Origin of the sequence: Palleronia sp. THAF1, assembly GCF_009363795.1 — a bacterium.
GTDB lineage: Bacteria > Pseudomonadota > Alphaproteobacteria > Rhodobacterales > Rhodobacteraceae > Palleronia.
Window position 1 is genome coordinate 562529 of sequence record NZ_CP045420.1, and the last position, 18453, is coordinate 580981.

Consider the following 18453-nt stretch of genomic DNA (forward strand, 5'->3'; position numbering starts at 1 on the left):
ACCGTAGATCGGGGGCCGGGGAGTTCCAAGTTGATTTCGCGTGAGGGGGTGTTTCTGCCTGCGGCGCATTCACGACCGCCGAAACGAAAAACGCCGACCCGTTGGGGTCGGCGCAACGGTTGGTGAGCCAAAAGGCTTAGCCTTCCAATGAGTCCAGATAGGCGATCAAGTTGGCGCGGTCTTCGATATTGGGAAGACCGTTGAAGCTCATGGTGGTGCCCGGTGCCCAACCCTGCGGGTCGATCAGGAATGCGTTCAGAACTTCAGGGTCCCATGCTTCGGCTTGCTCGCCCAGTGCGCCGGAGTAGTTGAACCCACCGACAGAGGCGACTTCACGACCCACAACGCCGTTCAGGTGCGGACCGACGGCATCGGTTCCGTTGATCTGGTGACAGGCGCGGCATTTGCCGAACACACGTTCGCCCGCGCCGGCATCGGCAGACGCGAATACTTCCTCGAACGGCACTTCCGGCTCGGCTTCCGCTTCGGCACCATCATCCTCGACCGGGATCGAGTAAGCTTGCGTGATCTCACCGTCGTGGCCATCGCCGTGACCGCCGACGTGGTAGATCTCTTCCGCCGCCCAGCTTCCCAGAAGGAAGATCAGAAGCGCGCCGCAGAAACTGCCGACGATCTTGGTCAGGGTCATGGTGTCGAACATGAAGCGGCTCGCCTTGGATTAGGGCCTGTAATTGGCCTGAGTTTGTTTTGTCGGCCACTCTCTATCCGCAACCCATGCGCTTGTTCAAGCGTGTTGGGATGCGACATTGGGCCGAGGTGCGCGGGTTAGCCGCGCGGGTGCGCCTTTTCGTGGATGGCCAGCAAGCGGGCGGTATCGACGCCAGTGTAGGCTTGTGTCGTGGACAGCGAGGCGTGGCCCAGCAACTCTTGAATAGCGCGCAGATCACCGCCCGCGTCCAGAAGGTGAGTCGCGAAAGAGTGACGGAAGGCGTGGGGCGTGGCGCTGGCGGGCAGGCCCAGTTGCAGGCGCGCGCTCTCGACCCGGCGCGCGACGAGGCGCGGGTTCAGCGGGCCACCGAGCACGCCCCGAAAGAGCTTGGTGCCGGGCGGCAGGGGATGCGGGGCAAGTTCGCGGTAACGCTCGACCGCTGCACGGGCGGCGGGCAGGACAGGCACGATCCGTTCCTTGCCGCCCTTACCGATGATGCGCAGCGTATCGGGTAGGGGAGCGCTGGCGGCATCTAGGCCCAACGCTTCGGAGATTCGCAAACCGCAACCCCATAGAAGCGTCAGAACCGCAGTGTCGCGGGCGGCGACCCACGGCTCTGTCGCGTCGGTCTCTGCGATGCCGATCATTTCCGACGCGGCATCGACTGACAGGGGGCGCGGCAGCTTGCGGGTATACTTCGGGGATCGGGCGGCAAGAATGGCGGTGGGGTCCACGCCTTCGCGTTCGGCCAGCCATCCCGCGAAGCCTTTGACCGATGACAGCTTGCGCGCCAGCGACCGGGGCGACAGGCCGCCGCTACGCTCGGACGCCATCCAAGACCGCATGTCCGACAGGGTGATGCGGGCCAGCAACGCCGCGCCGGTCTCTTCCCCTAGATGTGCGGTCTGAAACGCCAGAAAGCTGGTCACATCGGTGCGGTAGGCGTCCAGCGTCGCGGTCGCGGCGCCGTCGACGCCGCGCAGATGGTCCAGCCACCGCGCGACAAGATCGGCAAGACCCGCAGAGATCACGCGAGGAAGCGGCGCAGCGTGCGTTCCAGCACTGCGGCGAAGAACGCCAGCAGGTCGGTGCCCTGACCGGGGCCGAACTGGTGGGGGTCTTCTGCGCCAAGGATCAACATGCCGGGCAGGCGGCCTTCGCCAAGATCCAGCGTCAGGCACGCTTCGGACCGGATCGCGCAGGCGGTGACATCGCCGTAGATGTCTGGGTTGCCGCAGGCGATCTGCCGCAGGGTCACTTTGCGCGGCTGCCCACCCTTGGCCAGACCGGCGAACAGGCTGACATAGCCGGCTTCCGCTAGTCCCAGCACCTCTTTCAGTGTGCCCAAGTGAGCGGTCGAGCGGTCTCCGGCGGTTTCCAGCACCAGCTTGATGCCATCGACGCGCAGCGTGTCGGCGACGGGGCCGCGCAGGGAATTGACGAAGCCTTCGAAGGTGTCGTGCTCCAACAGGCCCAGCACCGCGCGGTGGATCATGTTGGTGCCCGCAAGGTTCTCATATGCCGCCGCGATCACGTTGCGATGCGTGTCCTCCAGCCGGTCCAGCCGCGCTTCCAGTCGTTCCATGGCGATGCCGCGCATGTCCACGACGTTTTCGCCCCGCCCGCCATCGGCGGCCAAGGCGATGGCGTGCATCAGTTCGGTGTCGTCGAGGATACGATCGGGATCGGACAGCAGGCTGTCCCGGACGCGGGCGTCCGCCAGGGGATGTGTGCTCATGAAACTGCTCTTTTATTGGTTTTGAAACACTGTAGCAGAGGCGAATCGTGTTCGCCTAGCGTTTTTCCACGGCATTGCCGGGCGATGCAGGTGGGTGACAGGTTCATCTGTCACGCAAGGGGCAGCCTACGGTCAGAGCGTTTCTTGCAGAGATCGAAGATCGGCTTCGCAACTTCTAATGACGTTGCGGCTGTTGTGCATGTCATCCAGCCGAAATTCGCTGTTCATCCGCTCGGATATTTCGATCATCGCTGTGTAGCGGGCGTCCAGATACTTACAGATCGTGGTGGCGGATATGATGATGGACAGGTCCCGCACACGAAGCGTGGCGATCTTGGGGTCGATCAGGCTGACCCAATCACGCGCGCTGTGATCTTGCAGACTGTCGCGATGGAAGGGCGCGTTATTCAAGCGCTGCACGACGCATGCCATCTTGTCGATCTCGGCGCGGCTTCGGTCGACGGACGACAGCATCATCGACCGCAACGGGTCGCCGGAGGCATTCTGTGCCGCATGCAGGTAGAAGCGCATCGCGTATGAAGCCGTCAGCATCGTGTCGCGCAGCGCGTGATCGTAAAGGATGCTCAGGTCGTCAGAGTCGAGGTTTACAACAGTCATTGCGGTCTCCGGCATTCCGGAAAAGGGGGGCGACGTTGCCAACCATGACTTCGGTCGCAACGAAGATATGAGACCTTCGTGTTGGGTTACGTAGCGTAAAATGTGTGAGGGCAAAGGCAGATGTGGTCGGGCGTTGCAGCGTGCATGCCAGATAGGTGTTCGGGTAGTGGGGGTGGTGGTAGCGTGAGGCGGACTTGAACCGCCGACCCCAGCATTATGAGTGCTGTGCTCTAACCAACTGAGCTATCACGCCATGAAGCCGCGAGGTATCGCCGGTCTTGGCCCCTGTCAAGACGACCCGCGTCCGGATTGTTCTGGCTTTGCGATATGGCGTGGGATGTGGCGTGCGAAGGGGGCCAAGAAGCGTGTCGACGTGTGGTTAGCCGTCGGTGTCGCCATGGACGGCGAACTGGCTCAGGTCTGCTTCCGGCGCTGGGATCGAGCGGAAGGCTTCGCGCACGCCTGCTGGCGTCATCTCACGGCTGACGGCGAGAAGGGTGTTCTCTTCGTGGTCGGCACACAGGTCCACCATGTCTTCGATCTGCTCCAGCGCGACGGGCCGCGCGGCCTCGGCGTCTGGCGCGCCGTAGTCGGTGACGAAATGATGCGCGAGGCCATCGACCAGCCGCGCAAGCTCGCTTTCCGATATGCGTGAGATCACCACCAGCGACACGCGCCCGAAGGTTTCCACGCCCAGCCATCCATTGGAAAACGCCTGCTTGCGCTTGCCTTCCAGCTGCGCCTCGGTCCAGTCGGCGAACTCGAACCCGCCGGGGATGCACCATTCGCCGGTGCGCGCGGGGCGCTCGAAGACCAAGGTGTCGCTCTCGTCCAGATGCACCGCGCGCGCCAGTCGCATCAGGCTTCCCCGCGTTCGATCATGCCCCGCGCGATGGTGCGGAAGGATTGCGCCTGCGGGCTGTCGGGCTTGGACACCACGATGGGCGCGCCCCCGTCGGCAGCGGTGCGGATGTCCAGGTGCAGCGGGATCTCCCCAAGCAAGGGCACGCCCAGTTTCTCGGCCTCCGCCGCGACGCCGCCATGGCCGAAGATGTGCTCTTCGTGGCCGCAGTTCGAGCATATGTGCGTGCTCATGTTCTCGATCATGCCATAGATCGGCGTCTTGAGTTGGGCGAACATGTCCAGACCCTTGCGGGCGTCCAGCAAGGCGATGTCTTGCGGGGTCGACACAACGATGGCGCCGTCAAGCTGCGCCTTCTGCGCCAGCGTCAGTGTGACATCGCCGGTGCCGGGGGGCAGGTCCACGATCAGCACGTCCAGCGCGCCCCACTGCACCTGCAACAGCATCTGCTGCAGAGCGCCCATCAGCATCGGTCCGCGCCAGACAACCGCCTGCCCTTCGCCGACCATAAGTCCGATCGACATCATCGTGACGCCGTGGTTGCGCATGGGGATAATGGTCTTGCCGTCGGGGCTGGCGGGGCGGCCGGTGACGCCCAGCATTCGGGGTTGCGAGGGGCCGTAGACGTCCGCATCCAGCAGGCCGACGCGGCGACCCTCGGCGGCCAGCGCACAGGCGAGGTTCGCAGACACGGTGGATTTGCCGACACCGCCCTTACCGGACGCAACTGCCACGATACGGTCGACGCCTGCGATCTTTTGCGCGGGCGCCGGGGCTGCCGCCTTCTTCTTACCGCCCAGATCGGGCGGGGCCTTTTCCGAATGCGCCGTCATCACGACCGAGACGGTCGCCGCGCCCAGCATCTTCACGCGGGATTCGGCCTCTGCCCGGATACGCTCGAAGGCCTTGGCCATCTCACCCGGCACTTCCAGCACGAAGCGCACGGCGTCACCCTCGATCGTCAGCGCTTTAACGCGTCCCGCCGAGACGATGTTGCCGCCCGCCGGATCGGAAATGCCCGCAAGCGTGGCTTCGATGTCCTGTTGCGTCAGGCTCATTCCGTCCCCTGACCCTTGATGGTGCCGGTGATCTCATGCTCCAGGCCCAGTTCGGGGATCGTTAGCACGACCTTGGCCTCGTAGCTCTTGCCGGCGGTCTCGGGTCCGGCCTTGCGCATGGCCTCTTCGATCTGCTGCTGAGAGGTCACGCCGACCTGCTTCAGAAACTTGCGCATCGACATGTTGAAGTCGTCGCTCATGGGCTTGTCCTTCGGGTTTATGACGCAGTCAGTTCCTGCGCGGTGATGGTGTAGGCGAAGTAATCGGGCTCCAGCGGATCGCGCCGTATCCCATCCACTTCGGCCTGCGGGTACATCAGGAACGGCAGAACCGGCCCATCCGATCCCGGCAGCGCCACGTCATGGGCAAAGTTGTAGGCAATCCAGTTGCCCTCCCAGCTTCCAAACAGCCCCTCGCGGGCGTCCTGCACCTTTGGGTGCGACAGCGGCAGGCCGTCAGGCGCGCCCTGCAGCATGACCTTGCGCACGTCTGCGGGGTCGACAGCCATCCAGCCCGCGCCGTCGATGAAGACCTCGGCCCGGCAGTGCTGCGCGCCGGTGACGATCTCGGACCCGGCGCCAAGGCTTTTGTAGCCGAACCGCGAAGGCGCGACGCGCAAGCCGTAGACATCGCGGGCGGGCAGGTCGGCGGCGCGCGCAAGACCGACATACAGGGCGTTCAGATCAGCGCATTTACCGGTCAGGTCGCCCATATGCAGCATCGAGGCGATATCGCCCAACCCGCAGCCCCGCGTTTCGGGATTGCGAGCAGAGTTCTCGACGACCCAATCGTAGACCAGCCGCGCCTTTGCCATCGGGTCTGTCTCATCGCCGACGATAAAGGCGGCGGTCTCGGCCACGATACCGTCCGTCGGGATCAGATCGGTGGATGCAGTCCAGAACGCGCGATCCTCGGCGCTCAGGTCCGCAGGCGTCGGGCCATCGCGATCCTGTGCAGAGGCTTGGGCGGTCACGGTCAGGCGGGCCGGTTCGCTGCCGGCGGCCCATGTCGCTTGAAGGAAACGCGCGCCGTAGACAGGATCGGTGCGAATCTGTGTCGTGTCGGCGTTGCCGCCGATCTCGACCTCTCCGGCGCGCGACCAGTTGCCTGCATCCACGGATGGCAGCGGCACCCAGACCTGCGCCGTCTGATCTGCGTTGCGCGGCACGGTGATCTCTGTCGTCACGGCAAACTCGCGCCACCCCTGAGGGGAGGGCGAAAAGGCAGCCAGAGCCACGCGGGGCAGGGCGGTGGTGGCGGTCAGGGCAAGGGCGGCTTGCAGGACGTGTCTTCTGAGCATCGGTAATCCAGTTATCTACAATTCACGCATCGAATATGGGCCTGCCTGTGAAGTCGCAAGCCGACGCTCAGTCGCGGCGCTTCTTCTTCTTGCGCCGTTCGGGCAGCACCACGGCATCGGCGGGCTGGCCGTAGTCGGCAGATGTCTTGGCCACCGGCTTCGGCGCACCGGCGAACATGCCTTCGTGCATCTGGCTTTTGACGCGGCAATCGTCACACATCTGGATCAGGCGCAGGGCGCGGGGGTTCTCGAACATCCGATTCTTGCCCGCGAGCTTTTCGGTGATCCGATCGATGGTGGACTTGGTGCCGAACAACTGCCCGCATTCGACGCAGGCGAACGGCTCTTCTTCGTGCAGAACGCGGGGCGATAGGGCGGCGTCGGAGGTATCCATCCGAGGCTCCAGCGTGATCGCCGTTTCGGGGCATATCGTCGCGCAGATGCCGCATTGCAGGCACGCATCCTCGGTGAACAGAAGCTGCGGACTATCGGGGTTGTCCGACAGCGCGCCGGACGGGCACAGCGGCACGCAGGCGAGACACAGCGTGCAGGCGCTGGGATCAAGGTGCAGCGTGCCATAGGGTGATCCTTCGGGCAGGGCGCGGGGGCCGTCGTCTGTCAGCGCCTTGGCCGCCAGCCGCGCGACCTGCCGCCGCGATCCCAACGTCAGCACAGGCTTGGGCGCGCTGTCGGGTGCTGCGCCAAGGGCTTCGGGCAGATCATCGGGATCCGCGATGTCGATCAGGCGCATCGCCTCTGGCCCGTCGATGGCGCAGGCCAGCGTGGCCTCGGATTCCAAAGTTGCGCGGTCGGACATGGGTGCCAGCAGCAACGATACGTCAGCGAAGCCTGCGGTTCGGGCGGCCAGTGCTTCGGCATGGCCGAAGGCGGCGAGCGAGGGGATCGCGAAGGGGATCACATCGGCGGGCAGGCCTGCGCCGTGGCGGGCGAGCAGCGAAATCAGTTCGGTTCCGTGCGCTTCGTCGTGGACCAGCAGGCGGGGCAGCGTGCCGCCGGCCTTGCGGTAGGTCGACGCCAAGGCGGCCACCCGCGCCATCGTATCGGCCACCGGCGGCGCGTCGAAGCTGATCGCGCCAGAGGGGCACAACGACGAACAGGCCCCGCAGCCCGCACAGATGTGCGGATCGACCGTCACGTGGTCGCCGTCGGGCACGATCGCGCCGGTCGGGCAGGCGTCTAGGCAGCGCGTGCAGCCGACCTGCATGGCGCGAGAGTGGGCGCAGAGGTGCTCGGTCACATCCACGAACACCGGCTGCTCGAAGGTGCCGGTCATGTGCGACGCGATGCGCACCACGTCGGCCACCGCTTGCGGACGGCCCGGATCGGCGCGGAAGTAGCCTTCGCGCTTGTTCGGCGCGGGCACCAGCGGTGTTTCGCCCGACAGGTCCACGATCACGTCGCATTCGCTAACGGCACCATCCACGGGTGCGCCCATCTCCAACGGTCCACGTCCGCCACGGATGACCTGACGCAGCCCGTCGATGCCGACGCGGAACTGGCCCAGCGCCCCGGTGACGGTGCGAATGTCGCCGTGGATCACGTCGAACGCACGGGTGTCGGGGGGCGGGGCGCCATCGGTCAGCAGACAAGTGACGGCCAATGTCTCGGACAGGGCGGCGGCGGCATCCAGCGCGACATCGCCCGCGCCGATCACCAGCGCGGTGCCGTGGCTGTCGACCTCCAGCACGCGGGGCAGGGGTCTGGGGCGCGCCGCATCGGCCAGAAGTGCTGCCTGCTTCGGCGTCGGATCGCGGGGATCGTCGCTCCACCCCGCGCGGTCGCGCAGATCGACGCAAGCCACGGGATCAAGGCCCAGATCCTCGGCCAGCGTCTGAAACGTCTCGGCCTCTTGCCCGCAGGCGATGGTGACTGGCCCCGCACGCATGGCGTCGGCCGCAATGCCCAACTCGCGCCCGCACAGGTTGGTGTGGACCTTGGAACAAGCGCGCCCCGATCCGTCGGCGATCCCGTCGCGGTTCAACCGCTGGGAGCCAAGGCAATCGCACAGAAGGACGGTATCGGACATGGAAGCACTCTTACTGGGACGGCACAGGATAGGGCTGCAGCGCCCTATCTTCCAGTCGCGATTCCGTGCGCGCCCTTTCCTTTGCGGTTTCGCCCGCCAAGATAAGCTGGGAAGGAGGCCCCATGCCCGAGCGTTCCGATTTCTGGTCCCGTCGCCGTGCCCGTGTGGCGCAAGAAGATGAAGCCGCCGAAAAGGCGCGTGAGAAGGATGCTATTGCTCAGGAGCAAGCCGCGTTCGAAGCGCAGGAGGATGAGACGATCCTGCAAGCGCTGGGCCTGCCCGATCCGGAAACGCTGACCCCGAAGGATGCCGCCGCCTTCATGGCGCGCGCGGTGCCCGCAAGGCTGCGCCGCCGTGCGATGCGGGCGCTGTTCAAGGCCCACCCGTCGCTGTCGATGCCCGACGGGTTGCAGGACTATGACGACGACTACACCGTCGCCCCGCCGGACCTGCGGCCCATGATCGCGAAGTGGGAGCCGGTGATCCGCAACGTGTCGCGGCGGGCAGAGGCAATGTTGCAGGACGAAGCGCTGGAACCAGAGGTGCCCGTGGTCGAGAAACCTGTGTCTGAATCTGAGCCAGAGGTGGAAGAGCCGGAAGATATGCCCCGCCCCCGCCGCATGGTGTTCCATACCGAAAGCGATGACGCATGACCGATCTGGCAGACGAAGACCGCGCACGGGCAGAGCTTTATGGACTGCTCTCGACCCTGCTGGCCGCGCCGCCAAGCACGCAGACGTTGGACGCCTGCGCCGGGATCACTGGAGATCCGGCCACGCCCATTGGGGCGGGGCTGACGGCACTGGCTGCCGCGGCGGTGCGGACGGACGCCAAGGCGGCTGAGCGTGAGTTCAACGCTCTGTTCATCGGATTGGGACGAGGCGAGTTGCTGCCCTACGCCAGCCACTACCTGACCGGCAACCTGAACGACCGGCCCCTTGCGGCTCTGCGTAAGGATATGAACCGTTTGCGTATCAGCCGCGCCAAGGATGTGTTCGAGCCAGAGGATAACATCGCATCGGTGCTGGAAATGATGCGCGGGCAGATCGTCGGTGCCTATGGCGTGCCTGCGACGCTAGAGGGTCAGGCGGCGTTCTTCGATGCGCATCTGGCCCCGTGGGGGCAGCGTTTCTTCGCCGACTTGGAAAAGGCTGATGCGGCGGCGTTCTACGTGCCCGTCGGCACGCTGGGTCTGGCGTTTCTGGAAATCGAGACTCGCGCCTTCGCGATGGGCTAGGCGGGCCGCAGGTCGGCCCAGATCGGCAGATGATCCGACGCCCGGTTGGCGGGCGCGTCCGCGTGGACGCCGGATGCAGCCGCCGACCAAGCCGCACCGTGGGCGATCCGGTCCAGACAGGCAATCGGGCGCGATGCGTGAAAGCTGTTGCCGGGGCGCAGAAGGGTCATCTGGTGTTCAAGGACCTCGAAGCCGGTGCGTGCGGACCATTCGTTCATGTCCCCGGCGACCACGGCACGGTCCATGCGCTCCGCCCCTATTCGATCGATGATCACCCGCAACTGCTGCCCACGACTGACGCGCATCAGGCCCAGATGCGTGGCGCACAGCGTCATCGGCCCGTCGGGCGTGATCAACTCGGCGATCAGCGCACCGCGCGGCTCGAACCCTGGCAGGTGGACGCGCTCAATGTCACGCACCCTTATCCCGTCGCGCACGAGGATGGCGTTGCCATGCCAGCCGATGCCGGGTCCGTCGTCGCCGGTCTCGGCGATGTGAAGTCCCGTCGCCTCCAACGCGTCCGTGGGCAGGGCCGTGGGCCGGGCGCCAAGCCGCTTGTCGGCCTCTTGCAAGGCGACCACATCCGCACCCAGCGCCGCGATCACGCGCGCCACGCGCATCGGATCGCGCCGCCAGTCCAAACCCACCGCCTTGCGGATGTTGTAGGACACGACGCGGATCATAGCTGCGGGGCCAAAAGCCGGGAAAATCGGGCGAGCACGCGCCAATAGAGCGGCTGATCGTCCAACGCAGTCGTCATTATCTGGCTGTTCTGCAGATCGGTCTTCAGCATTTCTTCCACCTGCGCGGCGGTCGCGCGGTCTTCCCCCATCACGGTCAACTCAAAGTTCAACAACCCCGACCGGATATCCAGGTTCACCGATCCGACCGAGAAAAGGTCGTCGTCCACCAATGCGATCTTTTGGTGCGTGAACGCGGGAGCGTAGCGCCAGACCTCTCCGCCCGCTTCGCGGATCGCGTCGAAATAGGAATATGCGGCCCAGTAGGGCAGATAGTGGTCGATCACGTTGGGCACGATGATCTTCAGATCGACACCTCGAAGGGCCGCCAGTTGCAGCGCTGCCAGAACATCGCTGTCAGGCACGAAATAGGGCGTCGCGATCCACAGTCGCTTCCGGGCGCGCTGGGCGAGGGCCACGAAATACAGGTTGCCGGTGTTCAGCCGGTCCGTCGGCCCCATCGGCAAAGCGACCGCGCGCATCCCGCCCGCGTCGGTGGGGGCCGGGCGCAGGAGATCGCGCATGTCGTTGCCCGTCGCCCACAGCCAATCGGCGGCAAAGCTGTTCTCCAGCTGATCCACCACGGGGCCCTGAAACGCGGCGAAGGTATCGCGCCAGGCGCCGATCTTCGACTTGCCGATATAGGTTTTCGAGCAATTCAGCCCGCCCGTGTAGGCATGTGTGCCGTCCACGATGATCAGCTTGCGGTGGTTGCGGTAGTTCCACTGGAACGGTCCCAGCGCGCGCTTCGGCCCTTTGGGGCGGGCGTTGTGGACACCGGCGTCATCCAGTGCGCGCCAGTAGCGGCGGGGCAGGCCGATAAACGGCAGTTCGTCGTGCAGAACGTAGCACGGCACGCCTTGCTGCGCTTTCGCCACCAGAACATCGCGTAGGCGACCGCCGATCTCGTCGTCCTGGATCGTGTAGAACTGCACCAAGACGTAATGCTCTGCCCGTTCGATCGCGGCGAACAGCGCGTCGAAGGTTTGTGTGCCGTCGATCAGCAGGTGCATGGCGTTGCCGTCCGTCACCGGGTTGTTCGATAAGCGCGAGAAAACAGCCAGCCTGTCGTCGGGCGTTGCGGGGGCGGGCTGATCCGCGTCCTGCTCTCCGACGCGGCGGTCGGACGCGCGGCGGCGTTCGGCGAATTTCGCGTAGTTGGCGAAGCCGAACAGCAGATAGGCCGGGACGCCAAGGAACGGGTAGGCAATCATGAAGACGATCCAGCCCACGGCACCCTGCGGCGTCCGAGAGGTCTTGATCGCGAAGAACGCCAGTGCGATCGCCGGGATCGTGAGGATGGCGCGCAGGATAAGCTCTTCGATCTCGAAAAAGCCCTGTAGCAAGTCCATACCGATCCACTCGGGCATCGCGATCTCCTGTCGTTGTGGCGGTTGAATACCGCACGCGGTTTCCGTATGTGCGATCCGACAGTCGAAGGACAGACCATGGCCGCCAAGACCAACCCATTCCAGTTCATCCAGCAGACCCGCGCGGAAATCGCGAAGGTGGTCTGGCCGTCGCGCCGTGAAGTGGTGCTGACGACGGTTATGGTCTTCATCATGGCGTCGCTGTTCGCCGTGTTCTTCTTCTTCGTGGACTTCCTCATCCGCATGGGTCTTGAGTTCGTCCTCGGCCTCGTTGGCTAGACCGCCTGTAGGCGGCGCTTGCAAAGCAGGGCGTCCGTCTGTATCAGGCGCGCAATTCCCCACATTGGCGTGCTACGGATCGGTTGCACGCCGCTTTTGTGTCCGGGACTCTGAAACGTTAGATTAAAGAAGGCGGGCCCTATGGCGAAGCGGTGGTATTCGGTCAGCGTGCTGTCCAACTTCGAGAAGAAGATCGCCGAGCAGATTCGCTCCGAGGTCGCCGAGAAGGGCCTCGAAGAGCAGATCGACGAGGTTCTGGTCCCCACCGAAGAGGTGATCGAGGTTCGGCGCGGCAAGAAGGTCACGACCGAGCGGCGCTTCATGCCCGGCTACGTGCTGGTTCACATGGAGATGTCGGACGAAGGTTATCACCTTGTCAGCCAGATCAATCGCGTGACCGGTTTCCTTGGTCCGCAGGGGCGTCCGATGCCGATGCGCGACGCCGAAGTCGAAGCGATCCTGGGCCGCGTCCAGGAAGGCGAGGACAGCCCGCGCATCGAGATCAGCTTCGAGACGGGCGAGAAGGTGAAGGTCACCGACGGTCCGTTCGAAGGTTTCGAAGGATCGGTCGAGGACGTGGACGAGGGCAGCCAGACCCTGAAGGTCTCTGTCTCTATCTTCGGTCGCGCGACACCGGTCGAGTTAAATTACACTCAGGTCTCGAAAGAGTTCTGAGCGTTCGACGTGGGAGGCCCCGCTTGCGGGGTCGAACCACGGCATGCCCTTCGGGGCGATTGTAGGGTGGGGACGATCCCCGCCGCGAACCAAAGGAGGCCACCATGGCCAAGAAGAAGGTCGGCAGCATGAAGCTGCAAGTGCCGGCAGGGCAGGCGAACCCGTCTCCCCCCGTCGGTCCTGCGCTGGGTCAGCGCGGCATCAACATCATGGAATTCTGCAAGGCGTTCAATGCCAAGACGCAGGAGATGGAGCAGGGCGCCCCGTGCCCGACCGTCATCACCTACTATCAGGACAAGTCCTTCACGATGGAAATCAAGACGCCGCCCGCGTCTTATTACCTGAAGAAGGCCGCCAAGGTGAAATCCGGTGCGAAGACGCCCTCGAAAGAGACCGTCGGCACCGTCACCGTCAAGCAGGTGCGCGAGATCGCCGAAGCCAAGATGAAGGACCTCAACGCGACGTCCATCGAAGGCGCGATGAAGATCATCGTCGGATCTGCCACGTCCATGGGAATCGAGGTGAAGTAATGGCCAAGCTGACCAAGAAGCAAAAGGCGCAGGCCGAAGCCGTCGAAGGCAAGGACAACCTGACCGTCGAAGAAGCCATTTCGATCATTAAGTCGAACGCGACCGCCAAGTTCGACGAGACCATCGAGATCGCGATGAATCTGGGCGTCGATCCGCGCCACGCCGACCAGATGGTCCGTGGCACGGTTTCCCTGCCCGCAGGCACCGGCAAGACGGTGCGCGTGGGTGTTTTCGCACGCGGTGCGAAGGCCGAAGAGGCGCAAGCCGCTGGTGCCGACGTCGTCGGTGCGGAAGATCTGATGGAACAGGTTCAGGCCGGCAACATCAACTTCGACCGCTGCATCGCCACGCCGGACATGATGCCCATCGTGGGTCGCTTGGGTAAGATCCTGGGCCCCCGCAACCTGATGCCGAACCCCAAGGTCGGCACGGTGACGATGGACGTCAAGGAAGCTGTCGAGGCCGCCAAGGGTGGTCAGGTTCAGTTCCGCGCCGAAAAGGCCGGTGTGGTTCACGCCGGTGTCGGCAAGGCGTCCTTCTCCGAGGCCGATCTGGCCAAAAACATCCGCGCCTTCGTGGATGCGGTGTCCAAGGCGAAGCCTGCCGGTGCCAAGGGCACCTACATGAAGCAGGTCGCGGTCTCCTCGACCATGGGTCGCGGTGTGACTGTCGATATCGTGTCGGCCACCGGCAACGGCTGATCATACATCTACTGAATGCAAAGGGCGCGCCGTTTCGGTGCGCCCTTTTGCGTTTTGCGGCCTAAGAAGAGTCGCGGCCGAAAAGCCGGGGTGAGAATAGTCTTGGGCTCTTTGCCCGCGTCCGATTGCCGTCTTTCCCGGCAGGCTACCAAATCGCATCTTTGCGCAAATCTCCATCATCGCGCCTATCGCAACGCGCCTGCGTGTCCTTTGACGTGGACAAGCAGAGCCAACCGTTGCCGGTGCGTATGATCGGCATCTTCAAATGGAAAACGCTTCAGGCTATAGTATAAAAATGAAAAATCTTTCTGAAGCGAACATTGACCTGAATTCGGACATTTTCATGCGCCGGATGCTGCGGGATTTGACCGGCCTTTTGCAGGATGTGGTCGGCCTTGAACAGGCCGAGGGGTATATCCACAGCGTGGGTGCCAGCGTCGGTGAATGGATCGAGGCAAAGTATCGCTCGGAACTGGGTGGGGTCGATCTTGATCCGCGTCAGGTCGCCGAGGTCTTCGTTGATCTCAAGCGACGAATTGGCGGCGATTTCCACATAATCTCAGTCGACAGCGACAAGATCGTCGTGGGCAACCGAAAGTGTCCGTTCGGTAAGATGGCCATGGGACGCGATGCCTTGTGCATGATGACCTCTAACGTCTTCGGGCGGATCGCATCGGATCATCTTGGTTACGCTCGGGTCGAACTGGAAGAGACGATCGCACGGGGCGACGAGGGCTGCCTAATCACGGTACACCTGACGTCATCGGGTACGGGCGATGCGAATGCACGTGAATACTGGCGCGTGAACGCTGCGGAATAATAGCTGCCGCGGCAATGCCGTTGCATTGGATTGGTCGATGTACGAAGAGATTTTTCAGATCGTCCCCGAGCCGTGTCTGGTCGTTAAGCCGGGAGGCGATATCGTTGCCAGCAATGCAGCCGCGGCGACAATTCTGAATAAAGCTGGCGTCGACACCTCCGGCTCGGTCTTCGCCCTCTTCGATAGAGCGGACATGGCAGATGCCCTTCGCCGCGCTGCAGGATCGTCCATCTGGGTGCCCGCTGCCGCAACCATGACTGCTGGATCGCTTACCGGTCTTCGACAGCACGTCAGGATGCGTGGGCTGCGCGTTGCGAACGGTCAGCCGCAGGTGCTGATGGTGATTCGCAAGGATGCACCAAACGCGTTCAAGGAACACACCGATCTGATCTCGAAATTGAACGCGCAACTGGCCGAGCAGACGCGCCTGCGGTCCGATCTGCAAAAATCAGTGGATAAGGAACGCTACTTGCACGGTGAACTGATCCACCGGGTGAAGAATAACCTAGCGCTGTTGTCATCGCTGATCCGCCACCAATCCCGCACCGAAGATAGCGACGCGGCGCGCAGGGCGCTCGACTCTATCGGGCTGCGCGTGCGGTCCATCGCTTTGGTCCATCAGTTGCTCGACAAGAACCAATCGCTGGAGGTTCTGAACGCGGGCGAGCTGATCAAAGAGCTGTGCGAACTGATGAATGACTCTGTCTTGCCGGAGAAGGTAACGCTCGACGCGGATGTCGCGGCGCTGGACCTGCACAACGAAGACGCGACATCGCTGTGCCTGTTGATCAACGAGTTGATGACCAACGCGATCAAGCACGCCTTCAAGGGACGCGACAGTGGGCGGATCGAGTTGCGGTTCGCCAAGAACGGTGTCGAGAAGATGGAGTTGCGCATTCGCGACGACGGCGGCGGGATCGTCGAGTCGGAGACCAGCGAAACCGCCCGTGGCATGACGATCATCAACGCGCTGGCATCGAACCTGAACGGCGAGTTGAAGCAGCACTCCGGTAATGGCACTGAATGGACGCTGATCTTCCATCCGCGTGAGTTCGGCCAGTTGGCCGCTGAGTAGACGTTAGCCGCGCGCCGCCGCGACGCTGGACAATCCGCGCCGCGCGTCGTCCAGCGTGCGGGGCTTGTGACGCGCGCTCTGCAAAGCGGTCTCCACGTCTTGGCCGCGTACTGCTGAAGCTGCAATTTTCGCCAGGGCGTAGGTCTGCACCGGTGCGATGCCCGTCATCGCCGCGCGCGACAGGGTCAGGACCGACAGGTAATCCAGATGAAACCCCATCAATCCCGCACCCGGCGCGGACCCGCCTGCAGCATTGGTTTCGCAGGCCCCGGCGTCGGTCGAGACATAGGCGCGGCAAAGAGTTGGGCGCGCGTCGTAAGCGCGGCAGGTGCGCGTCGCCGGGTCCAAGGCGGGGCAGGCTTTCGGATGCCAGTTCCGGCCATCGGGCGTTCCGGCAAGGGGGGACAGGGCGGCATGCAATCGAGACGCCTCATCCGCCGTGATCGTGCCGCCATCGGGGCCATCCAGGATGCAGCAGAACGCGCAGCCCTTGGCGCAGGCGGCATTGGACGGCTGCGCCGCATCCGACCGCAGCGCCTCGGCGATCTGGACCGCGGCGGTGCCGTCGCGCAGGGCACGGGCCAGGGGTTTCGCCCCCACGCCCCTGGCGGCCGTGTCGAACCACGCCAGCAGAAGCCGACGGGCCCTTTCGTCCACCGAACCCTTTGCTTCCCCGATCCGGCGCCGCAGATCGGCAACCGTCAGCGATGTGTCCGCGCGTGCCATTGCGTTGCCTCCTTGCCTGCCCAAGCGGGATGCCACGCGGGCGCATCGAACACAAACGTAGGCTGGATCACGCGAAACTGATCCAGCGGGACTTTTCCTAGACACCGCGCACCCCAAATACGGATCACAGCCGCCTTGACCGGCACCCCTTCCCACAAATTTTGGAGTTTCCATGCTTCGTATTGCAGCGATTGCGTTTGTTTCCGCCTTTACTTTGACAGCCTGCGACAACGTCGCGAATGGCACCGCGGACGCGACGGGCTTCGTCGCCAAGACGGCTGTGAAAGGCGTCTATGGCGCGGGCAAGCTGGTCTACCGTGGTGGGCGCTATATCGTTGTCGGCCCGGACGGAGAGCCCGTCGAGGAATGATCCCGCGATCGGGGGTTGGCATCCGCCCCCCGACCCTCTAATCACCCGCATCGTGAGCCCCGTGCGATTCGTGCGGGGTTTCGCGTTCGTCCGAGACGGTGGGTGGGGCCAAGTGTCCGCTAAATCCTGCCCGAGACGGGAAGAGACATTCTCTCGAAGCCGTTTGCGCGGTCACAGGGATGCGATCACCCGTTCGGACTGCGGTACGTCATTCTGGCGTGTCGTGACTGAGCCGGAGGGGATCGCCCTCCAAACTTGGAGTGAAACTGTGGATAGAGCCCAAAAAGAGAAAGTGGTCGAGGAACTCGGCCAGATCTTCGAAAGCTCTGGCGTCGTCGTGGTAGCCCACTACGCCGGTCTCACGGTTGCCGAGATGCAGGATCTGCGCGCGCGCATGCGTGACGCGGGTGGATCCGTTCGGGTTGCCAAGAACAAGCTCGCCAAGATCGCCCTGCAGGACGTCGAGATGGCTGACATCTCTGACCTGCTGCTGGGCCAGACCGTCCTGACCTATTCGGAAGACCCCGTGGCTGCGGCCAAGGTGGCGAACGAATACGCCAAGGAGAATCAGAAGTTCGTGATTCTCGGTGGCGCTATGGGTCAGACGAAGCTGGACACCAACGGTGTTTCCGACGTCGCCAAGCTGCCGTCGCGCGAAGAGCTCATCGCTCAGATCGCGTCGTGCATCGGGGCACCCGGATCGAACATCGCCGGTGCGATCGGTGCGCCTGCGTCTAACATCGCGAGCATCCTTTCGACCATCGAGGAGAAGGCGGAAGCCGCCTGATCTTTGGCTAGACCGGTCGCGGGCGTCGCCCGTGACGTTGGAACACATCTGAACAAACGGAAACGAGACAATGGCTGATCTTAAAGCACTTGCAGAACAAATCGTGGGCCTGACGCTTCTTGAAGCGCAGGAACTCAAGACGATCCTGAAGGACGAGTACGGCATCGAGCCCGCCGCTGGCGGCGCAGTGATGATGGCTGGTCCGGCCGACGCCGGTGGCGCCGCCGCCGAGGAGCAGACCGAATTCGACGTGATCCTGAAGAGCGCCGGCGCTCAGAAGATCAACGTCATCAAGGAAGTCCGCGCCATCACCGGCCTGGGCCTGAAAGAAGCCAAGGAATTGGTCGAAGCCGGCGGCAAGGCCGTCAAGGAAGGCGTCGACAAAGCCGAAGCCGAAGACATCAAGGGCAAGCTCGAAGCAGCTGGCGCCGAGATCGAACTGAAGTAATTTCGCCCACCGCGAGATTGCAGAAGGCGCCCTGTGTTCAGGGCGCCTTTTTGGTGCACAGGCTTGCGGTCAGCTTTGAACCGTTGTGCCTACGGCAGTGCCCTTGCTGCGCCACAAGTCAGAGTTTGATGGGCGTGCGATGCCGCTGGCGCGCAACACCCGTATTTGCGTTGTCATTGCGATGCGGTTCCTGATTGCCAAACGGTGGAGAGAGGCGGTAACGTTATCGTACTTTCAGCGCGGCGATGGTCTCTGAACTTTTTCAAGGTTCGGCCGTCTCGACTGGTTGCGATCTCTTTCATGTTGACCTACTTGATGACTTCCGCTGGGTACGAGTGATTCGCGCCCGGCTCATGGCGTTTTGCAAAAGAGGCAAACGAACAGGCGAAACTTTTACCATCC

23 protein-coding genes and 1 tRNA gene are annotated in these 18453 nt (G+C 63.6%); 11 read left to right on the forward strand and 13 right to left on the reverse strand.

Going from position 1 to position 18453, the window contains the following annotated elements:
• Positions 1-136 precede the first annotated feature (136 nt).
• The 10 genes from FIU81_RS02730 to FIU81_RS02775 all read right to left on the reverse strand — a co-directional run bounded on the left by FIU81_RS02730 (position 137) and on the right by FIU81_RS02775 (position 8293).
• On the reverse strand, positions 137-661 hold the full coding sequence (locus FIU81_RS02730; protein WP_124111386.1) for a c-type cytochrome: 525 nt from the start codon (positions 659-661) through the stop codon (positions 137-139).
• Between the two features lie 125 nt (positions 662-786).
• On the reverse strand, positions 787-1701 hold the full coding sequence (locus FIU81_RS02735) for a tyrosine recombinase XerC (RefSeq protein WP_124111385.1): 915 nt from the start codon (positions 1699-1701) through the stop codon (positions 787-789).
• The gene (locus FIU81_RS02740) at positions 1698-2408 is read right to left on the reverse strand and encodes a DUF484 family protein (RefSeq protein WP_124111384.1); all 711 of its coding nucleotides are present in this window, start codon (positions 2406-2408) and stop codon (positions 1698-1700) included. Before FIU81_RS02740 ends, FIU81_RS02735 begins: the two co-directional genes overlap by 4 nt.
• A gap of 132 nt (positions 2409-2540) precedes the next feature.
• A complete protein-coding gene (locus FIU81_RS02745) occupies positions 2541-3026 on the reverse strand; it encodes a hypothetical protein (protein WP_124111383.1) in 486 nt (161 codons plus the stop codon).
• Between the two features lie 176 nt (positions 3027-3202).
• A tRNA-Met gene (locus tag FIU81_RS02750) sits at positions 3203-3279 on the reverse strand.
• A gap of 126 nt (positions 3280-3405) precedes the next feature.
• Entirely contained in the window at positions 3406-3885 is a 480-nt protein-coding gene (locus FIU81_RS02755; RefSeq protein WP_124111382.1) for a DUF6505 family protein, read from the reverse strand.
• Entirely contained in the window at positions 3885-4946 is a 1062-nt protein-coding gene (locus tag FIU81_RS02760; RefSeq protein WP_124111381.1) for an Mrp/NBP35 family ATP-binding protein, read from the reverse strand. Before FIU81_RS02760 ends, FIU81_RS02755 begins: the two co-directional genes overlap by 1 nt.
• Positions 4943-5146, reverse strand: coding sequence for a DUF6494 family protein (locus FIU81_RS02765; protein ID WP_124111380.1), 204 nt, complete (start codon positions 5144-5146; stop codon positions 4943-4945). Before FIU81_RS02765 ends, FIU81_RS02760 begins: the two co-directional genes overlap by 4 nt.
• A 17-nt stretch (positions 5147-5163) precedes the next feature.
• Positions 5164-6246 (reverse strand): transglutaminase-like domain-containing protein, encoded by a 1083-nt coding sequence (locus FIU81_RS02770; protein ID WP_124111379.1) that lies wholly within the window; start codon positions 6244-6246, stop codon positions 5164-5166.
• A gap of 67 nt (positions 6247-6313) precedes the next feature.
• Entirely contained in the window at positions 6314-8293 is a 1980-nt protein-coding gene (locus tag FIU81_RS02775) for a 4Fe-4S binding protein (protein ID WP_124111378.1), read from the reverse strand.
• Positions 8294-8415: 122 nt separating this feature from the next.
• Between FIU81_RS02775 and FIU81_RS02780 the strand changes: the two genes are divergently transcribed.
• Positions 8416-8946, forward strand: a complete 531-nt coding sequence (locus FIU81_RS02780) for a DUF3306 domain-containing protein (protein ID WP_124111377.1) — start codon at positions 8416-8418, stop codon at positions 8944-8946.
• Positions 8943-9530 carry a molecular chaperone gene (locus FIU81_RS02785; protein ID WP_124111376.1) on the forward strand — a complete coding sequence of 196 codons (588 nt, stop codon included), beginning with the start codon at positions 8943-8945 and terminating at the stop codon, positions 9528-9530. Before FIU81_RS02780 ends, FIU81_RS02785 begins: the two co-directional genes overlap by 4 nt.
• Here the strand turns inward: FIU81_RS02785 and FIU81_RS02790 are convergent.
• Positions 9527-10213: an endonuclease/exonuclease/phosphatase family protein gene (locus FIU81_RS02790; RefSeq protein ID WP_124111375.1), complete on the reverse strand. Its 687-nt coding sequence runs from the start codon at positions 10211-10213 to the stop codon at positions 9527-9529. The genes FIU81_RS02785 and FIU81_RS02790 overlap by 4 nt on opposite strands.
• On the reverse strand, positions 10210-11640 hold the full coding sequence (cls, locus tag FIU81_RS02795; protein ID WP_124111374.1) for a cardiolipin synthase: 1431 nt from the start codon (positions 11638-11640) through the stop codon (positions 10210-10212). The genes FIU81_RS02790 and cls overlap by 4 nt, the downstream gene beginning before the upstream one ends.
• A gap of 78 nt (positions 11641-11718) precedes the next feature.
• Between cls and secE the strand changes: the two genes are divergently transcribed.
• The 6 genes from secE (at position 11719) to FIU81_RS02825 (ending at position 15720) form a co-directional block, all read left to right on the forward strand.
• Positions 11719-11919 (forward strand): preprotein translocase subunit SecE, encoded by a 201-nt coding sequence (gene secE / locus FIU81_RS02800; protein ID WP_124111373.1) that lies wholly within the window; start codon positions 11719-11721, stop codon positions 11917-11919.
• Between the two features lie 141 nt (positions 11920-12060).
• On the forward strand, positions 12061-12594 hold the full coding sequence (nusG, locus tag FIU81_RS02805) for a transcription termination/antitermination protein NusG (protein ID WP_124111372.1): 534 nt from the start codon (positions 12061-12063) through the stop codon (positions 12592-12594).
• Between the two features lie 104 nt (positions 12595-12698).
• Positions 12699-13124, forward strand: coding sequence for a 50S ribosomal protein L11 (gene rplK / locus FIU81_RS02810; protein WP_124111371.1), 426 nt, complete (start codon positions 12699-12701; stop codon positions 13122-13124).
• Entirely contained in the window at positions 13124-13825 is a 702-nt protein-coding gene (rplA, locus tag FIU81_RS02815) for a 50S ribosomal protein L1 (protein WP_124111370.1), read from the forward strand. The genes rplK and rplA overlap by 1 nt, the downstream gene beginning before the upstream one ends.
• 295 nt (positions 13826-14120) lie before the next feature.
• The gene (locus tag FIU81_RS02820; RefSeq protein ID WP_124111369.1) at positions 14121-14645 is read left to right on the forward strand and encodes a methanogen output domain 1-containing protein; all 525 of its coding nucleotides are present in this window, start codon (positions 14121-14123) and stop codon (positions 14643-14645) included.
• A gap of 193 nt (positions 14646-14838) precedes the next feature.
• Positions 14839-15720 carry a sensor histidine kinase gene (locus FIU81_RS02825; RefSeq protein ID WP_172971382.1) on the forward strand — a complete coding sequence of 294 codons (882 nt, stop codon included), beginning with the start codon at positions 14839-14841 and terminating at the stop codon, positions 15718-15720.
• A 3-nt stretch (positions 15721-15723) separates the two neighbouring features.
• On the opposite strand, the gene FIU81_RS02830 is transcribed toward FIU81_RS02825, so the two are convergent.
• On the reverse strand, positions 15724-16446 hold the full coding sequence (locus FIU81_RS02830; RefSeq protein ID WP_172971383.1) for a YkgJ family cysteine cluster protein: 723 nt from the start codon (positions 16444-16446) through the stop codon (positions 15724-15726).
• Positions 16447-16618: 172 nt separating this feature from the next.
• On the opposite strand from FIU81_RS02830, the gene FIU81_RS02835 reads away from it, so the two are divergent.
• The 3 genes from FIU81_RS02835 (at position 16619) to rplL (ending at position 18051) form a co-directional block, all read left to right on the forward strand.
• Positions 16619-16816: a hypothetical protein gene (locus FIU81_RS02835; protein ID WP_124111366.1), complete on the forward strand. Its 198-nt coding sequence runs from the start codon at positions 16619-16621 to the stop codon at positions 16814-16816.
• A 268-nt stretch (positions 16817-17084) separates the two neighbouring features.
• Positions 17085-17603 (forward strand): 50S ribosomal protein L10, encoded by a 519-nt coding sequence (gene rplJ / locus FIU81_RS02840; protein ID WP_124111365.1) that lies wholly within the window; start codon positions 17085-17087, stop codon positions 17601-17603.
• 70 nt (positions 17604-17673) lie between these two features.
• Positions 17674-18051 carry a 50S ribosomal protein L7/L12 gene (gene rplL / locus FIU81_RS02845; protein WP_124111364.1) on the forward strand — a complete coding sequence of 126 codons (378 nt, stop codon included), beginning with the start codon at positions 17674-17676 and terminating at the stop codon, positions 18049-18051.
• The last annotated feature ends 402 nt before the right edge of the window (positions 18052-18453 follow it).

Excerpts from the sequence above, each read along its gene's own strand:
- FIU81_RS02730 (WP_124111386.1), bottom strand. The coding sequence starts at position 661 with ATGTTCGACACCATGACCCTGACCAAGATCGTCGGCAGTTTCTGCGGC.
- FIU81_RS02740 (WP_124111384.1), bottom strand. The coding sequence starts at position 2,408 with ATGAGCACACATCCCCTGGCGGACGCCCGCGTCCGGGACAGCCTGCTG.
- FIU81_RS02745 (WP_124111383.1), bottom strand. The coding sequence starts at position 3,026 with ATGACTGTTGTAAACCTCGACTCTGACGACCTGAGCATCCTTTACGAT.
- FIU81_RS02755 (WP_124111382.1), bottom strand. The coding sequence starts at position 3,885 with ATGCGACTGGCGCGCGCGGTGCATCTGGACGAGAGCGACACCTTGGTC.
- FIU81_RS02760 (WP_124111381.1), bottom strand. The coding sequence starts at position 4,946 with ATGAGCCTGACGCAACAGGACATCGAAGCCACGCTTGCGGGCATTTCC.
- FIU81_RS02765 (WP_124111380.1), bottom strand. The coding sequence starts at position 5,146 with ATGAGCGACGACTTCAACATGTCGATGCGCAAGTTTCTGAAGCAGGTC.
- FIU81_RS02770 (WP_124111379.1), bottom strand. The coding sequence starts at position 6,246 with ATGCTCAGAAGACACGTCCTGCAAGCCGCCCTTGCCCTGACCGCCACC.
- FIU81_RS02775 (WP_124111378.1), bottom strand. The coding sequence starts at position 8,293 with ATGTCCGATACCGTCCTTCTGTGCGATTGCCTTGGCTCCCAGCGGTTG.
- FIU81_RS02780 (WP_124111377.1), top strand. The coding sequence starts at position 8,416 with ATGCCCGAGCGTTCCGATTTCTGGTCCCGTCGCCGTGCCCGTGTGGCG.
- FIU81_RS02785 (WP_124111376.1), top strand. The coding sequence starts at position 8,943 with ATGACCGATCTGGCAGACGAAGACCGCGCACGGGCAGAGCTTTATGGA.
- FIU81_RS02790 (WP_124111375.1), bottom strand. The coding sequence starts at position 10,213 with ATGATCCGCGTCGTGTCCTACAACATCCGCAAGGCGGTGGGTTTGGAC.
- cls (WP_124111374.1), bottom strand. The coding sequence starts at position 11,640 with ATGCCCGAGTGGATCGGTATGGACTTGCTACAGGGCTTTTTCGAGATC.
- secE (WP_124111373.1), top strand. The coding sequence starts at position 11,719 with ATGGCCGCCAAGACCAACCCATTCCAGTTCATCCAGCAGACCCGCGCG.
- nusG (WP_124111372.1), top strand. The coding sequence starts at position 12,061 with ATGGCGAAGCGGTGGTATTCGGTCAGCGTGCTGTCCAACTTCGAGAAG.
- rplK (WP_124111371.1), top strand. The coding sequence starts at position 12,699 with ATGGCCAAGAAGAAGGTCGGCAGCATGAAGCTGCAAGTGCCGGCAGGG.
- rplA (WP_124111370.1), top strand. The coding sequence starts at position 13,124 with ATGGCCAAGCTGACCAAGAAGCAAAAGGCGCAGGCCGAAGCCGTCGAA.
- FIU81_RS02820 (WP_124111369.1), top strand. The coding sequence starts at position 14,121 with ATGAAAAATCTTTCTGAAGCGAACATTGACCTGAATTCGGACATTTTC.
- FIU81_RS02825 (WP_172971382.1), top strand. The coding sequence starts at position 14,839 with ATGGCAGATGCCCTTCGCCGCGCTGCAGGATCGTCCATCTGGGTGCCC.
- FIU81_RS02830 (WP_172971383.1), bottom strand. The coding sequence starts at position 16,446 with ATGGCACGCGCGGACACATCGCTGACGGTTGCCGATCTGCGGCGCCGG.
- FIU81_RS02835 (WP_124111366.1), top strand. The coding sequence starts at position 16,619 with ATGCTTCGTATTGCAGCGATTGCGTTTGTTTCCGCCTTTACTTTGACA.
- rplL (WP_124111364.1), top strand. The coding sequence starts at position 17,674 with ATGGCTGATCTTAAAGCACTTGCAGAACAAATCGTGGGCCTGACGCTT.